The following is a 20828-nucleotide window of genomic DNA, read 5'->3' as shown; positions in this document are numbered from 1 at the left end:
AAGCGGTTAATCCGAAAAAGGGGGGAAAAAACTATTGTAAAATCTGAAAACTAGAAATATAATGTCTTTTATATGAATACAACTGTTCATTGTAAAAGCACAAAAGGGCGGGAGGTAATCGGAAATGAAAGCTATCTCAGTGGGGATGTTGGGTCTAGGTACGGTTGGTTCAGGTGTAGTCACCATTATTGAGAACCATCAAGATAAATTAATGCATCAAATTGGTTGCCCTGTTAAGCTAAAAAAAATCCTTGTTAAGAGTTTAGATAAGCAAAGAGCGGTTGAAATCTCGCCGGAACTATTGACGACAAATGAAGATGAAGTTTTAAATGACCCCGATATCGATGTTGTCATCGAAGTTATGGGTGGAGTCGACAATACAAGAGAATACTTGCTAAAAGCTTTGAAGAACAAAAAGCATGTTGTAACAGCGAATAAGGATTTAATGGCAGTTTATGGAACAGAGTTACATACGGCTGCTTCTGAAAATGGATGTGATTTATTTTACGAAGCAAGTGTGGCCGGTGGAATTCCAATTTTACGAAGTTTAGTTGATGGCCTTGCTTCCGATCGAATTACGAAAATGATGGGGATTGTGAATGGGACAACCAACTTCATTTTAACAAAAATGACAAAGCAAGGTGCGGCATATCAAGAGGTCCTTAAGGAAGCACAGGAATTGGGCTATGCTGAGGCTGACCCAACCTCTGACGTGGAAGGCTTGGATGCAGCCCGTAAAATGACGATTCTGGCAACCTTAGGGTTTTCAATGAAGGTTGAATTAGATGATGTAAAGGTCACTGGTATTACTCAAATCACTGAAGATGATTTAAAATATGCGAAACAATTAGGCTACACAATGAAGTTGCTAGGCATTGCCCGTCGTGATGAGGAAAAAGTTGATGTCAGTGTTCAGCCAACCCTGTTGCCTGATACACATCCTCTCGCTTCGGTTAATGACGAATACAACGCAGTTTATGTTTTTGGTGAAGCAGTCGGTGAAACAATGTTCTATGGGCCTGGTGCAGGCAGCCTGCCGACAGCAACATCGGTTGTTTCCGATCTTGTTGGTGTCATCAAAAACATGCGGCTTGGTGTTAATGGCAGAAGTGCCGTAACTCCTCAATACCCGAAAAAACTGAAGAGCCCGGATGAAATTTTCTCGAAATATTTCTTGCGCCTTCACGTTTATGATGAAGTAGGTGTTTTTGCGGATATCACTGGCATTTTTTCTAAACATAAAGTAAGCTTTGAGAAGATATTACAAATGCCGTTAAAACGGAAAGAATTGGCTGAAATTGTCTTGGTTACACATCATGCAAGTTTAAAAGACTATGAAGAAATTCTAGTCGAATTAAATGAATTACATTCGGTAAAAGAAATTAAAAGTTCATATCGCGTGGAAAGAGGCGAAAGATAATGAGATGGAAAGGTTTAATTGAGGAGTATAAGGAATATTTACCGGTAACGGAAAAAACTCCGATGTTAACTCTAAATGAAGGAAATACACCGCTTATCAAGCTAGAGAAGATTTCCGAGGAGTTAGGCATTAATTTATATGTTAAAACGGAAGGAGCTAACCCAACTGGTTCGTTTAAGGACCGTGGTATGGTATTTGCGGTGGCAAAAGCGAAGGAAGATGGCGCTGACACTGTTATTTGTGCTTCAACCGGTAATACATCAGCCGCAGCTGCTGCTTATGCAACACGGGCTGGAATGAAATGTATCGTCGTAATTCCTGAAGGAAAGATTGCATTAGGTAAACTTGCGCAAGCAGTCATGTATGGTGCAGAAATCGTCTCAATCGAAGGGAATTTTGACCAAGCCCTAGCAATGGTTCGTAAAATTAGTGAAACTGAACCAGTTGCACTAGTAAACTCTGTTAATCCGTATCGTCTTGAGGGACAAAAAACAGGTGCGTTTGAAGTATGTGATCAACTGGGGGCAGCTCCTGACATTTTGGCTATTCCTGTTGGGAATGCTGGAAATATCAGTGCTTACTGGAAGGGCTTTAAAGAATACAGCGAGAAAAAAGGCCATAAGCTGCCTAAGATGTTTGGTTTTGAAGCAGCAGGTGCAGCGGCAATTGTTCACAACCGTGTCTTTGAAAACCCAGAAACAATCGCAACGGCAATCCGAATCGGAAACCCTGCAAGCTGGGATTTAGCTGTTAACGCAGCCAAGGAATCAAATGGTATCATTGATGAGGTAACAGATGAAGAAATCCTTGCTGCCTATCGTGCAATTGCCTCAAAAGAGGGTGTATTTGCAGAGCCGGGTTCTGCAGCTTCTATTGCTGGGGTTTTTAAGAAAGTAAAACAAGGTGAAATTCCTGCTGGATCAACCGTTGTGGCGATCCTGACTGGAAATGGCTTAAAAGATCCTGATACAGCAATTGAAGCAAGCCCAATAAAGCCAGTATCATTACCAAATGATCAAAAAGCAGTAGCGGATTATATTAAGGGAGTTGTCCATCAATGAGTGAGGACGGGATGTTTGTTATAAAAGTTCCGGGCAGTTCAGCAAATCTTGGACCGGGATTTGATTCCATCGGCTTAGCTGTAAATGTATACTTAACCATTCTTGCAGAAAAAAGCGATGCATGGGAAGTGATTCCGCAAACTAAGGAATTAGAAACCTTCCCGACTGATGAAACAAATTTCATTTGTAAAACTGCCATTAAAACAGCATCCTTATTTGATAAAATAATGCCTCCTTGTAGTTTAAAGGTGTCTAGTGATATACCGCTTGCTAGAGGCCTGGGTTCAAGTGCGTCGGCTATTGTAGCAGGAATTGAATTGGCTGATTGTATCTGTGACTTAAAGCTGTCCCGGGATGAAAAGCTAGCAATTGCCGCCAACATGGAGGGACACCCAGATAATGTCGGTGCCTCAATCTTTGGTGGATTATTTATTGGCTATCAAACAGAAGAAGAGGTAAATAAAGCTGTTTTCACGGATCTTTGTTTCGATCTTGTTGTGGTTATTCCAAAAGAAGAATTACTAACTAAGGCTTCCCGAAATGTATTACCGGAGCAGGTGTCTTTTGCAGAAGCAGTTAAAGCGGGAGCGGTTGCTAATTTACTTGTTTCATCCTTGCTTTCTGGGGATTTTAAACTTGCTGGTAAAATGATGAAGGCTGACCGCTATCATCAGCCTTATCGAAGACAGCTGGTGCCTCATTTTGCGATTATTGAAGACATTGCTGCAAAGAATGGTGCATTTGGTGTTTCCTTAAGTGGAGCTGGTCCGTCCATTCTTTGTTTCGCAGAAACGGGGAAGGGAGCCGACCTAAAGGCTGCTTTATGTGAGGAGCTTCCTGAGATGGATGTGCTTCAACTTGAGATCGACCAAGCAGGCAGTACTGCTTGTTTGTTGGAGACTTGTGAGAAACTTTAGCAAATCGCCGTTAAAAACAATTTATATCAATAAAAAACGTTAAAAACAAAGGGCCTGATTCCAAATTGATAAGGAATCAGGCCCATATTTTGTTTAGCATTTTAATTAAAATACTTGTTCTACTTCAACAACGCCTGGAACTTCTTCTAATAAAGCTCGTTCAATACCAGCCTTAAGTGTGATCGTTGAACTTGGGCAGCTTCCACATGCTCCAAGAAGTCGTAATTTAACAACGCCATCTTCAACATCCACAAGTTCACAGTCTCCGCCATCGCGTAATAAAAATGGACGTAATTTATCTAATACTTCTTGTACTTGTGTTAACATATCTTGTTCTGACATTCAATCTACTCCTTTCTTTAATCTTATTATAATCACATCAACCATAAAAATCTATTCCCCAATCCTTAAAACTAACATTAAAAGGTGAATAATATTAGAATGTTAATATATAGAAAACGGAAAAGGAGCGGAGGAAAATGGAACTGAAACAGTTAGAAATATTCGTGTATGGAGCAGAACAGGTTTGTCCCAGCTGTGTATCTCTACCTTCTTCAAAGGAAACGTGTGACTGGTTAGAAGCTGCTATCAGCAGAAAGTTTCCTAGCCAACCATTTACATTAACTTATGTTGATATATTTAATCCTCCAAGTGACTCGTTAAAACAGCAATTTTCGGAAAAAATTATTAAAGAAGAGTTATTTTATCCGGTAGTGGTGATCGAGGGTAAGGTGATTGCGGAAGGAAACCCTAGGTTGAAAGTCATATTTGCCGAGATGGCGAAGTATGGATACTCAGAAACAAACAAATAGCAGGGAGAAATCCCTGCTACATTGTTTATCCATTATGATATTTGTAAACCCATAGAATCCCTGACTTTAACAGCCGGGCAACTCTTCCAGTGATTGGACGGTCAGCTAAAAGACCGAAACCATGTTTTTTTCCTAAAGAACCAAGTACACCTTTAAGTTTAATCGGCTGGAATGATTGTGGAGGTTCTTCTCCATTCCAACGCTTTACCAAGACTTGCACAATTTGTTCTGCTTGTCCTTCTGCCAGCTGCGCACTTGGGGCATATGGAAGGCTGGCGCAATCTCCAAGTACGTAAACATTTTCGTTTCCAGGAATATTATGATGTGGTGTTAATACGACTCTTCCTTGATTGTCTTTTTCGACATTAAGGTCGCGGACTACTTTAACTGGCTGAATTCCTGCTGTCCAAACAATTGCATCAAAATCCATTGGTACATCGTGATTATAAAGTACGTTTTCTTCAACTCTAGTAATATTTGCATTGTTAATGATATCAACACCGTTTGTGTCAAACCAGTTTTCAACATACGTACTTAATTTTTCCGGAAAAGCGGATAAAATAAAGTTCCCTCGATCAAATAATTTTATTTTTAAATCTTTCCGGCTTTCATTCAATTCACTAGCCAATTCTACTCCGCTTAGACCGGCCCCAACGATGGCAACAACTGACCCAGGTGAGAGGTTGTTTAGTGCTTGATATGTGTTCCGTGCTTTTTCAATCGTTTGAATGCTGAAAGTAAATTGATCAGCACCAGGCACTTGGTGGTATTTATCCTCACAGCCAAGTCCAATAATTAAGTCATCATAAATGATTGGTTCTTGCCCTTCAAAGGAAATTTGCTTTTGTTCGAGATCAATCGCGTTAATTTCTCCATATTTTAGCTCTATTCTAGGATGGGAAGGAAAAGGCACACGAACATGTTGATCGGAAATTGTACCTGCAGCTAAAGCATAAAATTCAGTCTTCAAACAATGATATGGCACCCTGTCAACCAGTGTTATCGAGACATCATCCGGTAACTGGTTAGGTAACAAGCGTTGCAATATCCTCATCCCGCCATAACCGCCACCAAGAATAACAAGATTTTTCATACATACTTTCCCCTTTTTCCCCGTTTTTCTACAGTTTTGCAACTGCTTTTCTCTATCTACTATTAAAATCTAGCCAAACACTTTGTCTTATTATGTTGATTCTTGGCATGTATTTACACCATCTACATAAGTAGATGGAGAATAATCAATAAATGTTATTACAGGAAAAATAGTAAAATTCGACATTTGTAAACACTTAACAGTATATCGAAGTTGTCACAAAATCTCAACATTTTACCTAAGAAAACTTAGCAATAACTTTCGAAATGTGTTTATTGACGATTTTTGTAAATTAAAGTAGGATATACAGTTAGTAGAGAGAGGTGAGGGACATGATTAAGCCAATTATCGAATTTTGTATAGGCAATTTAGTAAATGGATCCCAAAAGGCTTTCGAGGTTCTAAAAATGGACCCGAATTTAGATACGATCGAGTATGGATGTATGAGTTACTGCGGCATTTGTGAAACATCACTTTTTGCGGTGGTGAACGGAGAAATAGTCAAAGGATCAACTTCAGAAGAACTCGTCGAAAATATCTATCAATATTTAGATGAAAATCCAATGTTTTAAGAAAAAATGGGTAAACGTATTAGTTGAGTCATTTATTCTTAGTGTATATACTATTAATAAAAATGTTCCAAGAAAGGTGGGATAGGGATGCAGCAAGTCATAACAATTACCGAAGCAGCGGCATTTCAAATTAAAGAAATGATGAAGCAAGGCGATGAGGTCGGTGCATTTTTACGAGTGGCCGTAAAGGGCGGCGGCTGTAGCGGTTTGTCCTATGGAATGGGCTTTGATCACGAATTAAAAGATGATGATATTCAAATGGAACAGCACGGCATAACCGTACTTGTTGATAAAGAAAGCGAACCAATCCTTAAAGGAACAGTAATTGATTATAAGGAATCGATGATGGGCGGCGGCTTTACGATTGATAATCCAAATGCGATTGCATCATGCGGCTGTGGTTCTTCGTTCCGCACTGCCACTAATACTGGTACTCCTGAAGAATGCTAATAAAAAGGCAAAGTGATCTGACATCACTTTGCCTTTTTCATAATAGCGCTTGCGCTTTTCTATTTAAACATAGATGAACTGTGGAGCGGTTGTACTTTTGCCTTTGGATCAATGAAATGTTTTGCAATATTTACGGCAACAGGCGCTTCTCCAAATCCACATGCGATAAGTTTTACTTTTCCATCATACGTACAAATATCTCCAGCGGCATAAATGCCTTCAATATTTGTCTCCATTCTCGAATTAACAACAATCGAGTTCTTTTCGATTTCTAAGCCCCATTCTTTAATTGGACCCAAAGAAGAGACGAAACCGTAATTGACGATGACAGCATCGACGTCAATTGTTTCTAGCTGTTCATCATTTACATTTTTAATCACAACCTGGTTAATTCCATTCTCATCGCCAATTAAATCAGCAGGAACGAATGGAGTTTTAATGTCGGCTTTTGAGTTTTGAAGATTTTCGACACTATGCTCATGTGCCCTAAACTTGTCGCGACGATGGACGATCGTTACTTTCTCAGCAATTGGTTCAAGCATTAATGTCCAGTCCACTGCAGAGTCGCCACCGCCAAACACAACGACTTTTTTACCGGCAAATTGGTTAAGATCATCGATAAAATAATGAAGATTCTTTGATTCATATTGCACGGCACTGTCTAATTCCAAGCGACGTGGTTGGAAGGCTCCGTTACCAGCAGTAATAATGACTGTCTTCGTATAATGAACCTCTTTATCAGTGGTTAATTTAAATATTCCATCATCTTGCTTTTCAACTTTTTCTACTGCTTGTTCTAATGCAACCGTTGGATTGAACTTAGCCATTTGCTCTTTAAGGTTGTTAATCAATTCTTGTGCTCTTACCTTTGGAAAACCAGCAACATCATATATGTACTTTTCCGGATAAAGTGCAGCTAATTGACCGCCGAGTTGTGGTAAACTTTCAATGATTTTCACGCTGGCTTGTCTCATTCCGCCATAGAATGCAGTGAATAATCCAATTGGTCCCCCACCAATTATGGTAATGTCATATACTTGCTGATCTTCTTTCACTCGATAACCCCCTAAAAGGATGTGTAAAATGTATCCTTTACATAATACCATATTTTATGAAAAAACCTAAGAAATGATGAGTAAGATAAAATGAAGTCGTTGTACCTTTAGAATATTCTAATATTAAAAAACTGTTTTTGCTGCTTGAAAAAATTTTTAAAAAAGAATATTATAATGTTGAAATTATGTTAATTTTTTGTGACGATTTTGGAACATTTTTTTGTCGATGAAAGTGAAATACCTCACAAACTTCTCTAGCATATAAAAAAATATAGACGAAAAAGCAGTGTAAGTATGGAAAAAGGGTGCAATTCACTGAAAATTTTACGGAAAAGGTGGAAGTGATGACTTTGAAAAAGCCGAAAATAGTAGTGTTAGGTGCGGGTTATGGGGGCCTGATGACGGTAACGAAATTACAAAAGATGATTGGGGTGAACGAAGCAGATATCACCCTAGTAAACAAAAACGATTATCACTACGAAACAACCTGGCTTCATGAGGCATCTGCTGGAACGCTTCATCATGATCGAGTTCGTTATCCAATCAGCAGTGTCATTGAACGCAATAAAGTTGAATTTGTCCAAGATACTGCAGTTGAAATTAAAGCTGCTGAGAAAAAGGTAATTCTAGAGAACGGTGAGCTAGATTATGATTATCTTGTAATAGCAGTTGGTGGCGAATCGGAAACATTCGGAATTAAGGGATTAAAAGAATATGCATTTGCGATTGTCAATGTGAATGCAGCTAGACAAATCAAAGAGCATATTGAACTTCAATTTGCGACTTATCAAAATGAAGAAGATAAAAAAGAAGACCGTTTAACAATCGTTGTTGGTGGTGCAGGATTTACCGGTATCGAGTTTTTAGGTGAAATGGGGAATCGCATCCCTGAATTATGCCGTGAATATGACGTAGATCCAAATAAAGTGAAACTTATTTGCGTAGAAGCGGCTCCAATGGTTCTTCCTGGATTTGATCCCGAGTTGGTAAGCTATGCTGTCGCACAATTAGAGAAAAAGGGTGTTGAATTTAAAATCGGTACAGCAATTAAAGAATGCACACCTGAAGGTATTATTGTGGCAAAAGGTGAAAACGAGGTTGAAGAAATTAAAGCTGGTACAGTTGTTTGGGCAGCTGGTGTCAGAGGTAACTCAATCATTGAAAAGTCAGGGATTGAAGCTATGCGCGGACGTGTCAAGGTTCAACCAGACTTAAGAGCTCCTGGAAGCGAAGATATCTTCGTTATCGGAGACAGTTCGTTAATGATTAATGAAGAAATAAATCGCCCATATCCTCCAACTGCGCAAATTGCCATGCAACAAGGTGAATGTTGTGCACGAAACTTGGCTGCATTAATTAGAGGCAAGGCAGAGCTCGAAGCATTTAAACCAGATATTAAGGGATCTGTTTGCTCACTTGGTCATGATGATGCCATCGGATTAGTATTTGGTAAGAAAATGGTCGGGGCTAAAGCTTCCTTCATGAAAAAAATGGTTGATAACCGTGCATTATTGCTGATTGGCGGGGCTTCACTTGTTATGAAAAAAGGAAAATTCAACGTATTATAGTTAGTAAACAAAACAGCCGGCACTGCATTAGAGCAGATACGGCTGTTTATTGATGAAAAAAAGAAAGTTGGAAAAAGTCGAAAAATGGGGTCGAAAAAAAGCGTTTGCATTGACTACCTTCCATAAGTTCAGTACACTTTTATATGATGTGTAGGGGGGGAGTTAGATGGAACTTACAATTGTCACGCTAATTATTTCGATGCTTCTATTTTTTGTTTTATTTTTCGGCATTGGCTTTTTGCTTAATATGCTCTTAAGAATGACATGGGTAATGGCGGTTGTTTACCCATTAATTGCTGTTTTTATTATTGATAAAGTGAGATTTATTGAATATTTCCAAAATAGCAGGGAGTCGTTTGTTGAGCTTGGTCACCTTCTTAGCAGATTGGCAGCAGCAGACATGTTGATATTGAGCAGTGGTTTACTTGGTGCGGTTTTAGCAGGTGTAACCATTAAACTTTTACGCAAAAAAGGATATGCTATGTTTTAAGATTAATAGAAACACTGATTTGAGGGTGTCACAAAAGTATAAACTTTTGGGGCACCCTCTTTGTGTGGTATTAAAAGTGTTGTAAAAATTGGAGGTTGATTTCCGCTCCAGGCGCTTGCTTTGCGCGGGGCGGGAGGTGAGCCTCCTCGTCGCTTACGCTCCTGCGGGGTCTCACCTGTCCCGCTGCTCCCGCAGGAGTCAAGCGCCTTACGCTCCAATCAACTATAAGTATTAACACATTATTTTTACTAAACTAAAACGAACTTTAGTTGAATTTTAATTTTCTCATGAATATTTTCCTTGAAGGTGGGGATGATTAGGATTGGGAGGATTGAGCAGTTATATGATCATTCAACTAAAAAAGGTGACGAGGCGTTTTTTAATGTCTTGTTTGTTTTTTGCAGCGTTATTCTCGACATACCTGTCTATTTCCGGCATCGAAGTTGGAAAGTTCCCTTCAATCATTCATTCATCAGCTAGTCAACGATCATTAGAAGAGTCCATTGATTGGTCAAAGTATCCGAAAAAAACCGTGGTGGCAACCGGATATACCGCTGGATACGAATCGACTGGGAAAAATCCCGGGCATCCGGAATTTGGAATTACCTATTCTGGTGTAAAAGTGAAGCGAGATTTATTTTCTACCGTTGCAGCAGATTTAAATGTATTTCCAATTGGGACAATATTATTTATCCCTGGGTATGGTTACGGTGTTGTAGCCGACAAGGGTGGCGCGATAAATGGGAATGAAGTGGATTTATATTACGATACTGTTGATGAAGTGTATAATGAATGGGGCAAGCGCACTTTAGATGTTTATATTATTGAGATGGGCAATGGTACTTTAACCGAGAATAGGTTGACAGAGCTAAATGAAAATGAAGCGATGCAAGTTTTTCGTCAACAATTCAATCGAACAGAACAAAAATGAAAAAATGGCGGGTACACCTCTGTATCCGCCATTTTCTATGTATTCACTATTCTTCTATTTTGAATTAATTGGAACGGTGTCATATTGCTAAATACAATAGTAAGGTTAAAGCAACCCCTGTTAATCCGCCAAAAAATACTTCGATCGGCTTATGACCTAATAATTCTTTTAGTTCTTTCCGCTTTTCCTGTTCTGGTTTTTCAGGCCAATGTTTTGCTTCTTTAATAATTTTGTTAAAATCGGCAACAAGCTGATTTAATACGATGGCCTGCTCTCCGGCCTGTCTCCGTACCCCAGTTGCATCAAACATTGTAATAATGGCAAACATTGCCGAAACGGCAAAGACAGGTGAATCCATCCCAGCTTCTAAGGCAACTCCTGTTGTTAGCGCTGTTACTGCAGCTGAATGAGAGCTAGGCATACCTCCTGTGCTGGTTAACAAGGACCAATCCCAATGTCTAGTAGCTATAAATTGTATGGGGACTTTGACAAACTGGGCAAAAAAGATGGCAGCAATAGCAGACCAAAATGGGAAATTCGTTAACATCTCCATGGCTAGACCCCTTTTTCGATTAAAATTTAAAAATATTTTATCGACTGTCTATACTACTTATTATCCTTTAAATTTCAATTTTATGCCATTTTTTGAACTGTGAATGGTATGTTTCGCTTTGTTTTTAAATGCAAAAATTTGCCTTGTTTTATTTTTTTAATTCAAAGCATTTCTATATAATGTTTTTATAAGGATTCGGAGGTGTTGACATGTTTCAGGTAAAGTCAAAATGGGAATCAACCAATTATCATGAAGTTTTGTTCATAGGGGTATTTGAGAGGACGACAAAATTTGCTGGATTATTAGCAGAACTGGATGGGTTTCTAGACGGCCAGCTAACGGAGTTGTTTAAAAATAATGATATCTCAGCGAAGAAAAAAACGGTTACGGTCGTTCATACTCTTGGGAAATTAAAAACTAAAAAACTTGTATTTGTAGGACTGGGCAAGGAAAGAGAATTAACCTTTGAATTACTTCGTGAAGTATTCGGGCGCGCATTTAAAAAGGTTCAAAAATTAAAACCAGCGGATGTAGCATTGGGACTTGACTCCTTTATCGGAGGGCAGCTCGATATTCTTGATGTGGCCCATGCGGCAGGCGAAGCTTTTTGTTTATCCACTTATCAATTTGAAGGGTATAAGCAAAAATCAAATGAACCTGAGAAAAAAATCAAATTGATTACGATATATTCTGATGAAAATGATGCCGAGGAGATCCTAGCTGCTTTAACGGTTGGGGCCATTTATGGCAAGGGAACTAACTCAGCTCGGACATTAGTCAATATACCAGGAAATATGTTGACAGCAACGGAAATGGCTGAATTTGCACAAGAACTGGCAGCGAAATATAAGTTTGAAGTAGAAATTCTAGACAAAGAAGCTATGGAAAAGCTGGGAATGGGAGCCTTGCTTGCTGTCAATCAAGGGTCAACAGAGCCTCCAAAAATGATAGTTCTGAAATATCAGGGGAAAGAGCAATGGACGGATGTGCTTGGACTAGTGGGCAAAGGCATTACCTTTGATACAGGCGGATACTCCATTAAAACGAAGGATGGAATCGTTGGGATGAAAACGGATATGGGCGGTGCAGCAGCGGTCCTGGGTGCAATGGAAATTATCGGTGAATTAAGACCTGAACAAAATGTTGTCGCTGTTATACCGTCAACGGATAATATGATTAGCGGGGCGGCGCTTAAACCGGATGATGTAATCACATCGATGAGTGGAAAAACAATTGAAGTGTTGAACACCGATGCGGAGGGGCGTCTCGTATTGGCCGATGCAGTTACATATGCAAAATATCATGGAGCAAACTACCTTGTTGATGTTGCTACACTAACAGGAGGAGTAATCATCGCGCTTGGGAACGATACTACGGGTGCTTTAACGAATAACGAGAGTTTCTTTGAGCAGGTATTGGAAGCTTCGGTTGAAGCAGGTGAACCCATTTGGAGGCTGCCGATTTTTCCAAAGGATATTGAAAGAATCCGCAGCAGTAAAATTGCCGATTTAAATAACTCGCCTGGGCGTGAAGGTCATGCGATAATGGGTGGTGCTTTTGTAGGAGAATTTGCTGAGGGTACACCTTGGGTCCATCTCGATATCGCAGGCACAGCGGTGACGAAGAATGAACATGATCTTGGACCTTCCGGGGCAACGGGTGCCATGACGAGGACGCTCGCTTTATTGGTCGAACGATTTGAACCGATAAAATAAATGATGACGTTATGTTTGTCCCAATTGGAAACCATGGTTAATCGCCCATTCCTTTTGTTGTCCTCCTGCATATTAAATAGTGTATGGAAGAACAGAAAGAAAGGGAGGTAAGCAGAATGAATGATTCAAGAGTTTTTTTCCCTTATGGGAGAAGACCCTTTAGACCATATGGCTATGGCAGGTTTTTTGGTGGACCATTCGTTGGGGGTGTTTTAGGAGGTCTGCTTGGTAGTGCTCTATTATATCCAAGACCATATCCTTACTATTACCCACCGTATCCTTACTATTATCCACCATATTATCCGTATTATTAATGAAAATAAAAGGCTGGCTTATGGGGAATTTGATTCCCTGTGAGCTGCTATCAAGATTTGTTTCTTGTTTTTTTAAAGGAAATAACTGAAAATAGATTTAGAAGTATTTACATCACTGTAAACAAAAAGTGTGCTAGTACCCCGTAAGCCACTTCCGCTTTTCTTAATACCTCCGGCTCAGGCAATGAGCACGAAAAGGGAGGAAATACCATGGAAACGGATTTTATATTAGAAATCATTAAAGATTATGGATACATTGGCTTGTTCTTTTGGTTGTGGCTAGGAATATTCGGTATTCCCGTTCCGAATGAGGTCATTGTGATGTCGATTGGCTTTCTTTCTTATGAAAAGGTGCTGCATCCCGTTGCGACGTTTATCGTGACTTACAGTGGTATTGTTGCAGCGTTAACTACTTGCTATAGTTTAGGGAGATTTGTTGGACGGCCTTTCTTGCATTTTTTTGAAAAGCGAAAAAGGTTCTCAAGAAAAATTGATTCATCCTTTAGATTAATTGAACGATATCATGCTTTTTCCCTCTCGCTTAGCTATTTTCTGCCGGGCTTCCGTAATTTTGTGCCGTTTTTGTATGGTGTTAGTAAATATTCATTTAGATCTTTTATGATTTTTTCATATGGCGGGGCTTTAGTATGGCTATCCATTGTTTTTTCAATTGGTTATTGGTTTAATGGAAATATCAAAACGATTTTAGTGTTTGGAAATGAGTTTCTATTCGGGTTGGCGACAGTGGTCATTTTTGTGATTATATTTAAGTTGATCCATCGAAAACGAATTAAAAAAATGGAGACTATTAAAGGCCACGGGCCCAATTTATAGACTGGTTACAACAAGATAAGGGAAGGGGCCGCTTGGAATGGATTTAAGTAATACTTTAATAGGGGCGCTTGGGATTGAAATTACTGAAATAGGAAACGGGGCCGTCACGGCAACGATGCCGGTGGATGACCGAACTAGGCAGCCTATGGGTTTTTTGCATGGCGGTGCTTCTGTTGCCTTAGCAGAGACAGTGGCAAGTCTGGGTGCTTATGAATTAGTTGATAAAGAAACGGAAGCAGTTGTTGGGCTCGAAATCAATGCAAACCATATTAAGGGAAAAAAAGAGGGCGTTGTCACGGCTGTAGGGACGTTACTACATAAAGGGAAAACAACAATGGTATGGGATGTGAAAATAACGGACGAGCTAAACCAGATTATTTGTATTTCACGGTGTACCATCGCGATTATTAAACTAAAGAAATAGGAAATACCGCCATAAAAACTAATGGTGGTATTTTTTCTTTTAAATGTAAAGAAAGTATACAAGTTAGATGAGTGTCTAGCCCCAGCGCCTAGTGGACTTCGCCCATCTCCCTACGATAAGTCAACATCGAATCGCTTACGCTCTTCGTGTTTCCTTTATCTCAGTCGATGTGCTCCAGTCCTGTCGTGCGCTACCCGGGCGCTTCCGCTTTTCTTTTACCCTTTGTCACTATTGAAGAAAAATTTAAAAAATTAACTAGGTTCATGTTATAATAAATTTAAAATGTTTTAGATTGATATTATAGGCAAAAAGAAAGCAGGTGAATTAATGAGGGAGAGCCATCAATATTTATTTATTGATTTTGAATTTACTATGCCTGAAAAAAGTGAAAGGTTTAAGGGGTTTTACCCGGAAATCATTGAGGCTGGAATCGTTTCAGTTGTAGAAGAACAAATTAAAGAACAGTTTTCCTCATTTGTTACTCCTGTCCGCTTTCCTATATTAAGTGAACGTTGTAAATCTTTCCTCCATATTACTCAAGGACAGGTGGATCAAGGAATTTCCTTTCGAGACTTAGTCAAAAAAATGGCCGATTTAAACCACAATTATCCAACAACCATTATTACGTGGGGCAACATGGATATGAGGGTGCTTCGCCATAACTGCCAGCGGAATGATCTGGCATTTCCTTTTACAGCTAAAGAAATAGACTTATCAATGGAATATAAGCGATTTTTTGGTGATCAGAATCAAACAGGCCTATGGAAAGCAGTTCAAGAATACGGGAAAGAAGGAACAGGCAAACACCATCGTGCTTTAGATGATGCCATGACCACATTTAATATTTTTAAATTAGTTGAAAAGGATAAAAAATATTTAGAAAAACCTAAGCCTCCAACAATTGGCGATCGGGTTGATTTTTCAAAATTACTAAATGAATTTGCGTAAAAAGCCAAATCAAACAAAATTGATTTGGCTTTTAATTTGCTATCTTATTTAAAATAATCCTTTTCTAAATCAGCCAAAAGGTCAAGGCTTCGTTCTGACCATGGTGTGTTTTGTTCAGTTAATTCTTGTTTCATTTTTTCTACAGCACTCTGCAATGAATTTAGATAATCAGGAATCGTTTCATTGTACGCTTTGACCATTTGCTTTGGAATATTCGCTTGTTCCCGAAAAGCGAGTGCTCGGCGCTGATGAAAAAAATCAACATTTGCATCCTTTGGATTATGTAAGTCACCCTGCATCGGGTGTTTGGCTACGGCTAAGACGCGAACTAAATAATGCTGCGGACGGACATCGGTAATTTCCCCAATATATTTACCCGTTTTATAAATAGCGGTTACGTGATCGCCAATTTGTAATTCACTCATCACTAATTCCTCCTTGCAATAGATTGAGCTTCCCTAATCATTATGGTTATAATAAGGAAAATAAATCAAGAATTTCAGAGGGTGAATGTATGAAAATTCGAATATTAGCGATTCTCGCAACCGTAATGGTATTTTTGTCAGCTTGTGGGACAGGGAATGACAACTCGAAAGAAGATAAAAATGATGGAAACAACGAACAGGTTCAAGAAGAAGTGCGTGATTATCCTCAGTTAACGAATGAAGTAAATGAAAATGAGATACTAGTGGAAATGGAAACAACAATGGGAATAATTAAAATAAAATTATTTCCTGAATATGCTCCTAAGACTGTTGAAAATTTTGTCACTCATAGTAAAAACGGGTATTATAACGGATTAATTTTTCATCGAGTCATTAAAGATTTTATGATCCAAGGTGGCGATCCGCTAGGTAATGGCCGGGGTGGCGAAAGCATTTATGGGGCGAAATTCGAGGATGAATTTTCCGATAGCCTTTTCAACCTTCGCGGGGCACTGTCAATGGCAAACTCTGGTCCGAATACAAATGGGAGTCAGTTTTTCATTGTTCAGAACGCTTCTTTAGATTCACAAACAAAAGATTATATCGAACAAAATAATTATCCGGAACAAATTGCAAAAGCATATGAAAACGGTGGGACTCCTTGGCTCGATCAAAAACATACTGTATTTGGACAAGTCATTGAGGGCATGGATGTTGTCGACAAAATCGCCAATACGGCCACAGGTGCAAATGATAAGCCGGTTGAAGATGTTTTGATAAAGAATATTGTAGTAAAAGAGTAATTTCCTCAAACCGTTTTGGTTGACCTTAATGGAATAGGCCCTGTTATAATAGATCATGGGAAACCTGCTTGCGGGTGAGGGGGGAAAATCATGATGAATGAATTTGTGTTGGGCTTATTTTTGTACTTTCCGGAGGATAAATCTGAATACATTCCGGCTGCTATTTCTTGTATGATTTTTTTAATTGCAGCAGCCTTTACAATGCGATTTATTATTAAAGTATCAAAACGCCAGGAAAAAGTAGCAAAAGAACTAGAACAAAGAATTGACAATATGACAAGGGATAGCTAATCGGCTGTCCTTTTTATGTTTTAGGAAACTATAGATTAAATGCTGTGGATAACTATTGCACAGTTAGACTCGTCCAGCTCCAGCGCCCAGCTCCTAGTGGACTTCGCCCACCTCCTAGTGGACTTCGCCCACCTCCCTACAATAAGTCAACATCGAATCGCTTCGCTCTTCGTGTTTCCTTTATCTCAGTCGATGTGCTCCAGTCCTGTCGTGAGCTACCCGGACGCTTACGCTTTTGTTCTTTTTTCTCTTTTTTTATGGATACACTTGATTGTTATGGGGATACTTAGGGCGAAACCCTTTTTGGGAGGTCATGAAAATGAGGAAGCTTTTTTTGCTTATTTCGGTGCTGTTCCTATCCGCATGTGCCGATGAAAATCCCACTAAACTTGATGTAGAAATGAAGAGCAGTGATGGCAAGTCAATTGGTACGATTAAACTTCAGGAGCAAGCACGTGGGGTAAAGATGACAATAAATTTGAAAGGTTTAACGCCTGGGGAACATGCGATCCATATTCATAATAAAGGTGAGTGTAAGGCACCGGACTTTAAAACAGCAGGAGATCACTTTAATCCGGAAGAAAAAGAACATGGGCTGCTCCATCCAAAAGGAGCCCATGCAGGGGATTTACCTAACTTGATCGTTAAATATAACGGCAATGTGAAGGCTGAATTCATTGCTAGTCAGGTTACTCTTCAACAAGGGAAAAATTCGCTGTTTACAAAAGATGGAACTTCAATCGTTATTCATGAAGATAAAGATGATGGTATGACTCAGCCGGAAGGTGATTCAGGCGAGAGAATTGCTTGCGGGAAAATTTCAAAGGAATAAAAATAATCCAGTCCAAAGGAAGGGCTGGATTATTTTTGGCTCTGACAAATTAGATGTTGATTTCCGCTCCAGGCGCTCCCTTTCCGCGGGCGATCCGGGAGCCTCCTCGACGCTTTCGCGTCTCCGGGGTCTCCCGTGATTCGCTTCTCCCGCAGGAGTCTCGCGCCTTCCGCTCCAATCAACATCTTGTTTAAAAACAATAACAAAATTTAACTCAGCCTATTGTACCGCTAATTTCAAGCGCATTAAGCCTTCTCGCATTGTTTCTTCGGGACAGGCAATGTTCATTCGAACAAAGCCTTCTCCGCCCGGGCCATATTTTGTTCCAGGTTCAAGCGCAATTTTTCCTTTTTGAAGCAATCTCTCTTTTAATTCCTGATCAGAAAGGCCTAACTTCCTACAATCGAGCCACAGCAAGTAAGTCCCTTCTGGCTCTATAAGAGTTATATTGGGAATGTTTTCTTCAATAAATTGTTTCGCAATCCTAATATTGTTGGATAGGTAGTCTAACAGTTCGCTCAGCCATTTGTCACCGTAACGGTAAGCTGCCTCCATTGCGACGATCCCAAAAATATTGAGCGAGAATGCGCCTTGCTGAATCTGAATTTTTTTAATTTTTGCTCTTAGCTTTCCGTTTGCAGTTATTAAGGCACTTGCCTGAAGCCCGGCAATATTAAAGGTTTTCGTTGGGGCTACACAAGTGATAACTTGATTTTCAAGATCATTGGACAAGGACGCTATCGGAATATGAACGCCAGGTTTAAAAACTAAATCTGAATGGATTTCATCTGATAAAATCAAACAGTTATATTTTAAGCAAAGCTCGCCCATTTTCAGTAACTCTTCCTGCTTCCATACTCTTCCACCTGGGTTGTGGGGATTGCACAGTAAAAAAAGCTTTACTCCTTGCTTTAAGTTTTCTTCAAAGGTATCAAAATTGATACTATAGTGTTCATTTTCTAATTGTAAAGGGGCATTGACAACGATTCTTCCGTTTTTTTCAATCATGTCAAAGAAAGGACTGTATACTGGCGATTGAAGCATAACTTTATCTCCAGGCTCAGTTAAAGCTTGGATGACGATGCTGATCGCCGGAACAACTCCGTGGGAATATTGAATCCAGGATCGATCGATTTTCCAGTTATGGCGTTTGTCCATCCATAATTGAACGGCTTCGTCTGTCGACGGAGGAATAAAGGTATAGCCGTAAATTCCATGGTCGACTCGATTTTTAATTGCATCGGTAACTTCTACTGGAGGTTTAAAATCCATATCGGCTACCCACATCGGCAGCAGATCCTTTTCACCAAAGATTTTTTCCGTCGCTTCCCATTTCACAGATGCTGTATTTTTCCTGTCAAATAATTTGTGAAATTCTGCAGCTGTCACTTGAACACCACCTCTATTTTTTTCCTGCATAGGTTAATAATAAGATAACTTATAGAAAATATCGAAAAGGAACTATGGGAAATTCATTTTATTTTTACCAACAGATATTTTATTCACACATCTTGCGTGTAATTTTGGTAAAATTAAAAAATGAACTTACAAATCTAAAGACATCAAATCGATTTCATTTTAATTTAAGGAGGGAGTTTCATGCAGCTTTCTGAAAAAGAGCTCGAGGTGCTTGAAATTCTGGAAAAGGATGCCCGTATTTCCACTCAGGATCTTTCAAAAATGGTCGGAGTAGAGATAGAAGAAGCTGAACAAATGATGCACAAGCTTCAAGACTTAAAAATTCTTGTTCGTCACACATCGATCGTTGATTGGTCTAAGGTGGACGATCATGAAGGTGTAACGGCGATGATCGATGTTAAGGTAACACCGAAGCGCGGTGTAGGCTTTGATGAAATTGCCGAGAGAATCTACCGCTTTAAGGAAGTTAAATCTCTGTACTTAATGTCTGGTGCATATGATTTATCGGTCATTATTGAAGGGAAGTCAATGAATGAAGTTGCCCGGTTTGTTTCTCAAAAATTATCTACATTAGATTCAGTTTTATCCACAACGACGCATTTTATCTTGAAAAAGTATAAGCATGACGGAACCATTTTTGAGCAAACCGATGATGATAAACGGATTGTGGTGTCACCGTAATGAAAAAGACCAATACTTATCTTGCAAAATCTGTTGAAAATATGAAACCCTCCGGTATCCGCCGCTTTTTTGATTTAGCCGCGGGGATTGAGGGTGTCGTATCCCTTGGGGTTGGGGAGCCTGACTTTGTTACATCATGGTCTGTAAGGGAAGCTGCCATTCTCTCACTTGAGCAAGGCTACACCTCCTATACGGCCAATGCTGGATTACTTGAACTTAGACAGCTTATTTCAAAGTATATGGCTAATCACTTTCAAGTTCGGTATAATCCTAAATCAGAAATCATTGTAACCGTTGGAGCTAGCCAAGCGATCGATATTTCGTTACGAGCTATTTTGGATCCTGGTGACGAAGTGATCGTTGTGGAACCATGCTTCGTTTCCTATGTGCCTCTTGTTGAACTGGCAGGTGGAAAAGCCATTCAGGTCCAGGCATTAAAGGAAAATGATTTTAAAATTCAAGCCTCTCAGCTTGAGAGTGTTGTTTCTTATAAAACGAAGGCCTTATTTATCTGTTCACCAAACAATCCGACTGGAACGATGTTAAGTCGGGAAGATTTATTGGAAATTGCTCGCTTCGCTGAAAAGCATGATTTACTGGTCATTACAGATGAAATTTATGCTGAGCTTGTTTATGACGAGCAATATACGAGCGTTGCGGCTATCCAAAATATGTGGGAGCGGACGATTCTCATTTCCGGTTTTTCAAAAGGCTTTGCCATGACGGGATGGAGACTGGGATTTGTTTGTGCACCAGAAGAAATTGCTCAAGCAATCTTAAAGATTCATCAATATGCGATGATGTGTGCTCCTACAATGGCTCAATATGCAGCAATTGAAGCTTTGAAATCTGGCGAGTCCGATGTAGCTGACATGAGAAAAAGCTATCGTCGTCGCCGCAATTATATCGTCCAGTCATTTAACGAGATGGGCTTAACCTGCCACATGCCAGGAGGTGCTTTTTATGCATTTCCATCGATTGAAAGTACTGGGCTGACCTCTGAGGAATTTGCGGAAAGACTTCTTCTTGAAGAAAAAGTAGCAGTTGTTCCGGGCAATGTATTTGGTGAAAGCGGCGAAGGACATATCCGGTGTTCTTATGCTACATCAATGGAGCAGCTTCAAGAAGCTGTGGTGAGAATCAAACGGTTCCTTTCAAAAATAGAAAAAACAGCTGAATGATGTCCTAACATTCACAGGATTAATTTTTTTCAAAAAAAA

25 protein-coding genes are annotated in these 20828 nt (G+C 39.5%); 19 read left to right on the top strand and 6 right to left on the bottom strand.

Annotated features, from left to right (window positions below; genetic code table 11):
- The first annotated feature begins 124 nt into the window (after positions 1–124).
- Genes ACI48O_RS06030 through thrB form a run of 3 tightly spaced genes read left to right on the top strand, consistent with a single transcriptional unit; the run spans position 125 to position 3398 of the window.
- Positions 125–1420: a homoserine dehydrogenase gene (locus ACI48O_RS06030; RefSeq protein ID WP_435560837.1), complete on the top strand. Its 1296-nt coding sequence runs from the start codon at positions 125–127 to the stop codon at positions 1418–1420.
- Positions 1420–2481, top strand: a complete 1062-nt coding sequence (gene thrC / locus ACI48O_RS06025; protein ID WP_435560836.1) for a threonine synthase — start codon at positions 1420–1422, stop codon at positions 2479–2481. The genes ACI48O_RS06030 and thrC overlap by 1 nt, the downstream gene beginning before the upstream one ends.
- Complete coding sequence (gene thrB, locus ACI48O_RS06020) at positions 2478–3398, top strand: homoserine kinase (RefSeq protein WP_435560835.1); 921 nt, start codon at positions 2478–2480, stop codon at positions 3396–3398. The genes thrC and thrB overlap by 4 nt, the downstream gene beginning before the upstream one ends.
- 105 nt (positions 3399–3503) lie before the next feature.
- Here thrB and ACI48O_RS06015 read toward each other — a convergent pair whose 3' ends face one another.
- Positions 3504–3740: a NifU family protein gene (locus ACI48O_RS06015; RefSeq protein WP_147535307.1), complete on the bottom strand. Its 237-nt coding sequence runs from the start codon at positions 3738–3740 to the stop codon at positions 3504–3506.
- A gap of 137 nt (positions 3741–3877) precedes the next feature.
- On the opposite strand from ACI48O_RS06015, the gene ACI48O_RS06010 reads away from it, so the two are divergent.
- Positions 3878–4210 (top strand): YuzD family protein, encoded by a 333-nt coding sequence (locus ACI48O_RS06010; protein WP_435560834.1) that lies wholly within the window; start codon positions 3878–3880, stop codon positions 4208–4210.
- Between the two features lie 25 nt (positions 4211–4235).
- On the opposite strand, the gene ACI48O_RS06005 is transcribed toward ACI48O_RS06010, so the two are convergent.
- Positions 4236–5303, bottom strand: coding sequence for an NAD(P)/FAD-dependent oxidoreductase (locus ACI48O_RS06005; protein WP_435560833.1), 1068 nt, complete (start codon positions 5301–5303; stop codon positions 4236–4238).
- Positions 5304–5635: 332 nt separating this feature from the next.
- Between ACI48O_RS06005 and ACI48O_RS06000 the strand changes: the two genes are divergently transcribed.
- Together ACI48O_RS06000 and ACI48O_RS05995 are read left to right on the top strand one after the other, a co-directional pair.
- A complete protein-coding gene (locus tag ACI48O_RS06000; RefSeq protein WP_435560832.1) occupies positions 5636–5875 on the top strand; it encodes a YuzB family protein in 240 nt (79 codons plus the stop codon).
- 87 nt (positions 5876–5962) lie between these two features.
- Positions 5963–6325: a HesB/IscA family protein gene (locus ACI48O_RS05995; protein WP_435560831.1), complete on the top strand. Its 363-nt coding sequence runs from the start codon at positions 5963–5965 to the stop codon at positions 6323–6325.
- A gap of 59 nt (positions 6326–6384) precedes the next feature.
- On the opposite strand, the gene ACI48O_RS05990 is transcribed toward ACI48O_RS05995, so the two are convergent.
- Positions 6385–7380: an NAD(P)/FAD-dependent oxidoreductase gene (locus tag ACI48O_RS05990; protein ID WP_435560830.1), complete on the bottom strand. Its 996-nt coding sequence runs from the start codon at positions 7378–7380 to the stop codon at positions 6385–6387.
- A gap of 344 nt (positions 7381–7724) precedes the next feature.
- Between ACI48O_RS05990 and ACI48O_RS05985 the strand changes: the two genes are divergently transcribed.
- From ACI48O_RS05985 to ACI48O_RS05975, 3 genes are all read left to right on the top strand, one after another.
- On the top strand, positions 7725–8948 hold the full coding sequence (locus tag ACI48O_RS05985; RefSeq protein WP_435560829.1) for an NAD(P)/FAD-dependent oxidoreductase: 1224 nt from the start codon (positions 7725–7727) through the stop codon (positions 8946–8948).
- A gap of 166 nt (positions 8949–9114) precedes the next feature.
- Complete coding sequence (locus ACI48O_RS05980) at positions 9115–9438, top strand: YuiB family protein (RefSeq protein WP_435560828.1); 324 nt, start codon at positions 9115–9117, stop codon at positions 9436–9438.
- Between the two features lie 382 nt (positions 9439–9820).
- Positions 9821–10369 carry a 3D domain-containing protein gene (locus ACI48O_RS05975; protein ID WP_435560827.1) on the top strand — a complete coding sequence of 183 codons (549 nt, stop codon included), beginning with the start codon at positions 9821–9823 and terminating at the stop codon, positions 10367–10369.
- A 79-nt stretch (positions 10370–10448) separates the two neighbouring features.
- On the opposite strand, the gene ACI48O_RS05970 is transcribed toward ACI48O_RS05975, so the two are convergent.
- Positions 10449–10922 carry a divergent PAP2 family protein gene (locus ACI48O_RS05970; RefSeq protein ID WP_435560826.1) on the bottom strand — a complete coding sequence of 158 codons (474 nt, stop codon included), beginning with the start codon at positions 10920–10922 and terminating at the stop codon, positions 10449–10451.
- A 209-nt stretch (positions 10923–11131) separates the two neighbouring features.
- Here ACI48O_RS05970 and ACI48O_RS05965 point away from each other — a divergent pair, with 209 nt between their 5' ends.
- The 5 genes from ACI48O_RS05965 (at position 11132) to kapD (ending at position 15157) form a co-directional block, all read left to right on the top strand.
- Positions 11132–12637, top strand: a complete 1506-nt coding sequence (locus tag ACI48O_RS05965) for a leucyl aminopeptidase (protein WP_435560825.1) — start codon at positions 11132–11134, stop codon at positions 12635–12637.
- Positions 12638–12753: 116 nt separating this feature from the next.
- Positions 12754–12951 (top strand): hypothetical protein, encoded by a 198-nt coding sequence (locus ACI48O_RS05960; protein WP_435560824.1) that lies wholly within the window; start codon positions 12754–12756, stop codon positions 12949–12951.
- A gap of 210 nt (positions 12952–13161) precedes the next feature.
- Positions 13162–13785, top strand: a complete 624-nt coding sequence (locus tag ACI48O_RS05955) for a DedA family protein (protein WP_435560823.1) — start codon at positions 13162–13164, stop codon at positions 13783–13785.
- Between the two features lie 37 nt (positions 13786–13822).
- Positions 13823–14209: a PaaI family thioesterase gene (locus ACI48O_RS05950; RefSeq protein ID WP_435560822.1), complete on the top strand. Its 387-nt coding sequence runs from the start codon at positions 13823–13825 to the stop codon at positions 14207–14209.
- Positions 14210–14536: 327 nt separating this feature from the next.
- Positions 14537–15157, top strand: coding sequence for a 3'-5' exonuclease KapD (gene kapD, locus ACI48O_RS05945; RefSeq protein WP_435560821.1), 621 nt, complete (start codon positions 14537–14539; stop codon positions 15155–15157).
- 44 nt (positions 15158–15201) lie between these two features.
- Here the strand turns inward: kapD and kapB are convergent, their stop codons facing one another.
- Positions 15202–15582: a kinase-associated lipoprotein KapB gene (kapB, locus tag ACI48O_RS05940; protein WP_435560820.1), complete on the bottom strand. Its 381-nt coding sequence runs from the start codon at positions 15580–15582 to the stop codon at positions 15202–15204.
- A gap of 89 nt (positions 15583–15671) precedes the next feature.
- On the opposite strand from kapB, the gene ACI48O_RS05935 reads away from it, so the two are divergent.
- The 3 genes from ACI48O_RS05935 to ACI48O_RS05925 all read left to right on the top strand — a co-directional run bounded on the left by ACI48O_RS05935 (position 15672) and on the right by ACI48O_RS05925 (position 17508).
- A complete protein-coding gene (locus ACI48O_RS05935; RefSeq protein ID WP_435560819.1) occupies positions 15672–16385 on the top strand; it encodes a peptidylprolyl isomerase in 714 nt (237 codons plus the stop codon).
- Between the two features lie 90 nt (positions 16386–16475).
- Positions 16476–16676: a hypothetical protein gene (locus ACI48O_RS05930; RefSeq protein WP_435560818.1), complete on the top strand. Its 201-nt coding sequence runs from the start codon at positions 16476–16478 to the stop codon at positions 16674–16676.
- 319 nt (positions 16677–16995) lie between these two features.
- Complete coding sequence (locus ACI48O_RS05925) at positions 16996–17508, top strand: superoxide dismutase family protein (protein ID WP_435560817.1); 513 nt, start codon at positions 16996–16998, stop codon at positions 17506–17508.
- Between the two features lie 219 nt (positions 17509–17727).
- Here ACI48O_RS05925 and ACI48O_RS05920 read toward each other — a convergent pair whose 3' ends face one another.
- Positions 17728–18897 (bottom strand): MalY/PatB family protein, encoded by a 1170-nt coding sequence (locus tag ACI48O_RS05920; RefSeq protein ID WP_435560816.1) that lies wholly within the window; start codon positions 18895–18897, stop codon positions 17728–17730.
- A 210-nt stretch (positions 18898–19107) separates the two neighbouring features.
- Between ACI48O_RS05920 and ACI48O_RS05915 the strand changes: the two genes are divergently transcribed.
- Together ACI48O_RS05915 and ACI48O_RS05910 are read left to right on the top strand one after the other, a co-directional pair.
- Positions 19108–19608 carry an Lrp/AsnC family transcriptional regulator gene (locus ACI48O_RS05915; RefSeq protein ID WP_435560815.1) on the top strand — a complete coding sequence of 167 codons (501 nt, stop codon included), beginning with the start codon at positions 19108–19110 and terminating at the stop codon, positions 19606–19608.
- On the top strand, positions 19608–20789 hold the full coding sequence (locus ACI48O_RS05910) for an aminotransferase (RefSeq protein ID WP_435560814.1): 1182 nt from the start codon (positions 19608–19610) through the stop codon (positions 20787–20789). The genes ACI48O_RS05915 and ACI48O_RS05910 overlap by 1 nt, the downstream gene beginning before the upstream one ends.
- Positions 20790–20828: the final 39 nt, after the last annotated feature.

Source organism: Neobacillus terrisolis, assembly GCF_051233475.1.
Taxonomy (GTDB): domain Bacteria; phylum Bacillota; class Bacilli; order Bacillales; family Cytobacillaceae; genus Bacillus_BU.
The sequence above is the reverse complement of the archived record's forward strand: the minus strand, read 5'-3'. Positions and strand labels throughout refer to the sequence as shown.

Coding starts and splice junctions, on each gene's coding strand:
- ACI48O_RS05950 (WP_435560822.1), top strand. CDS start 13,823: ATGGATTTAAGTAATACTTTAATAGGGGCGCTTGGGATTGAAATTACT.
- ACI48O_RS06030 (WP_435560837.1), top strand. CDS start 125: ATGAAAGCTATCTCAGTGGGGATGTTGGGTCTAGGTACGGTTGGTTCA.
- ACI48O_RS05965 (WP_435560825.1), top strand. CDS start 11,132: ATGTTTCAGGTAAAGTCAAAATGGGAATCAACCAATTATCATGAAGTT.
- ACI48O_RS05970 (WP_435560826.1), bottom strand. CDS start 10,922: ATGGAGATGTTAACGAATTTCCCATTTTGGTCTGCTATTGCTGCCATC.
- ACI48O_RS05975 (WP_435560827.1), top strand. CDS start 9,821: ATGTCTTGTTTGTTTTTTGCAGCGTTATTCTCGACATACCTGTCTATT.
- ACI48O_RS05910 (WP_435560814.1), top strand. CDS start 19,608: ATGAAAAAGACCAATACTTATCTTGCAAAATCTGTTGAAAATATGAAA.
- ACI48O_RS05935 (WP_435560819.1), top strand. CDS start 15,672: ATGAAAATTCGAATATTAGCGATTCTCGCAACCGTAATGGTATTTTTG.
- thrB (WP_435560835.1), top strand. CDS start 2,478: ATGAGTGAGGACGGGATGTTTGTTATAAAAGTTCCGGGCAGTTCAGCA.
- ACI48O_RS06015 (WP_147535307.1), bottom strand. CDS start 3,740: ATGTCAGAACAAGATATGTTAACACAAGTACAAGAAGTATTAGATAAA.
- ACI48O_RS05925 (WP_435560817.1), top strand. CDS start 16,996: ATGAGGAAGCTTTTTTTGCTTATTTCGGTGCTGTTCCTATCCGCATGT.
- ACI48O_RS06000 (WP_435560832.1), top strand. CDS start 5,636: ATGATTAAGCCAATTATCGAATTTTGTATAGGCAATTTAGTAAATGGA.
- kapD (WP_435560821.1), top strand. CDS start 14,537: ATGAGGGAGAGCCATCAATATTTATTTATTGATTTTGAATTTACTATG.
- thrC (WP_435560836.1), top strand. CDS start 1,420: ATGAGATGGAAAGGTTTAATTGAGGAGTATAAGGAATATTTACCGGTA.
- ACI48O_RS05980 (WP_435560828.1), top strand. CDS start 9,115: ATGGAACTTACAATTGTCACGCTAATTATTTCGATGCTTCTATTTTTT.
- ACI48O_RS06005 (WP_435560833.1), bottom strand. CDS start 5,303: ATGAAAAATCTTGTTATTCTTGGTGGCGGTTATGGCGGGATGAGGATA.
- ACI48O_RS05915 (WP_435560815.1), top strand. CDS start 19,108: ATGCAGCTTTCTGAAAAAGAGCTCGAGGTGCTTGAAATTCTGGAAAAG.
- ACI48O_RS05985 (WP_435560829.1), top strand. CDS start 7,725: ATGACTTTGAAAAAGCCGAAAATAGTAGTGTTAGGTGCGGGTTATGGG.
- ACI48O_RS06010 (WP_435560834.1), top strand. CDS start 3,878: ATGGAACTGAAACAGTTAGAAATATTCGTGTATGGAGCAGAACAGGTT.
- ACI48O_RS05995 (WP_435560831.1), top strand. CDS start 5,963: ATGCAGCAAGTCATAACAATTACCGAAGCAGCGGCATTTCAAATTAAA.
- kapB (WP_435560820.1), bottom strand. CDS start 15,582: ATGAGTGAATTACAAATTGGCGATCACGTAACCGCTATTTATAAAACG.
- ACI48O_RS05960 (WP_435560824.1), top strand. CDS start 12,754: ATGAATGATTCAAGAGTTTTTTTCCCTTATGGGAGAAGACCCTTTAGA.
- ACI48O_RS05955 (WP_435560823.1), top strand. CDS start 13,162: ATGGAAACGGATTTTATATTAGAAATCATTAAAGATTATGGATACATT.
- ACI48O_RS05930 (WP_435560818.1), top strand. CDS start 16,476: ATGATGAATGAATTTGTGTTGGGCTTATTTTTGTACTTTCCGGAGGAT.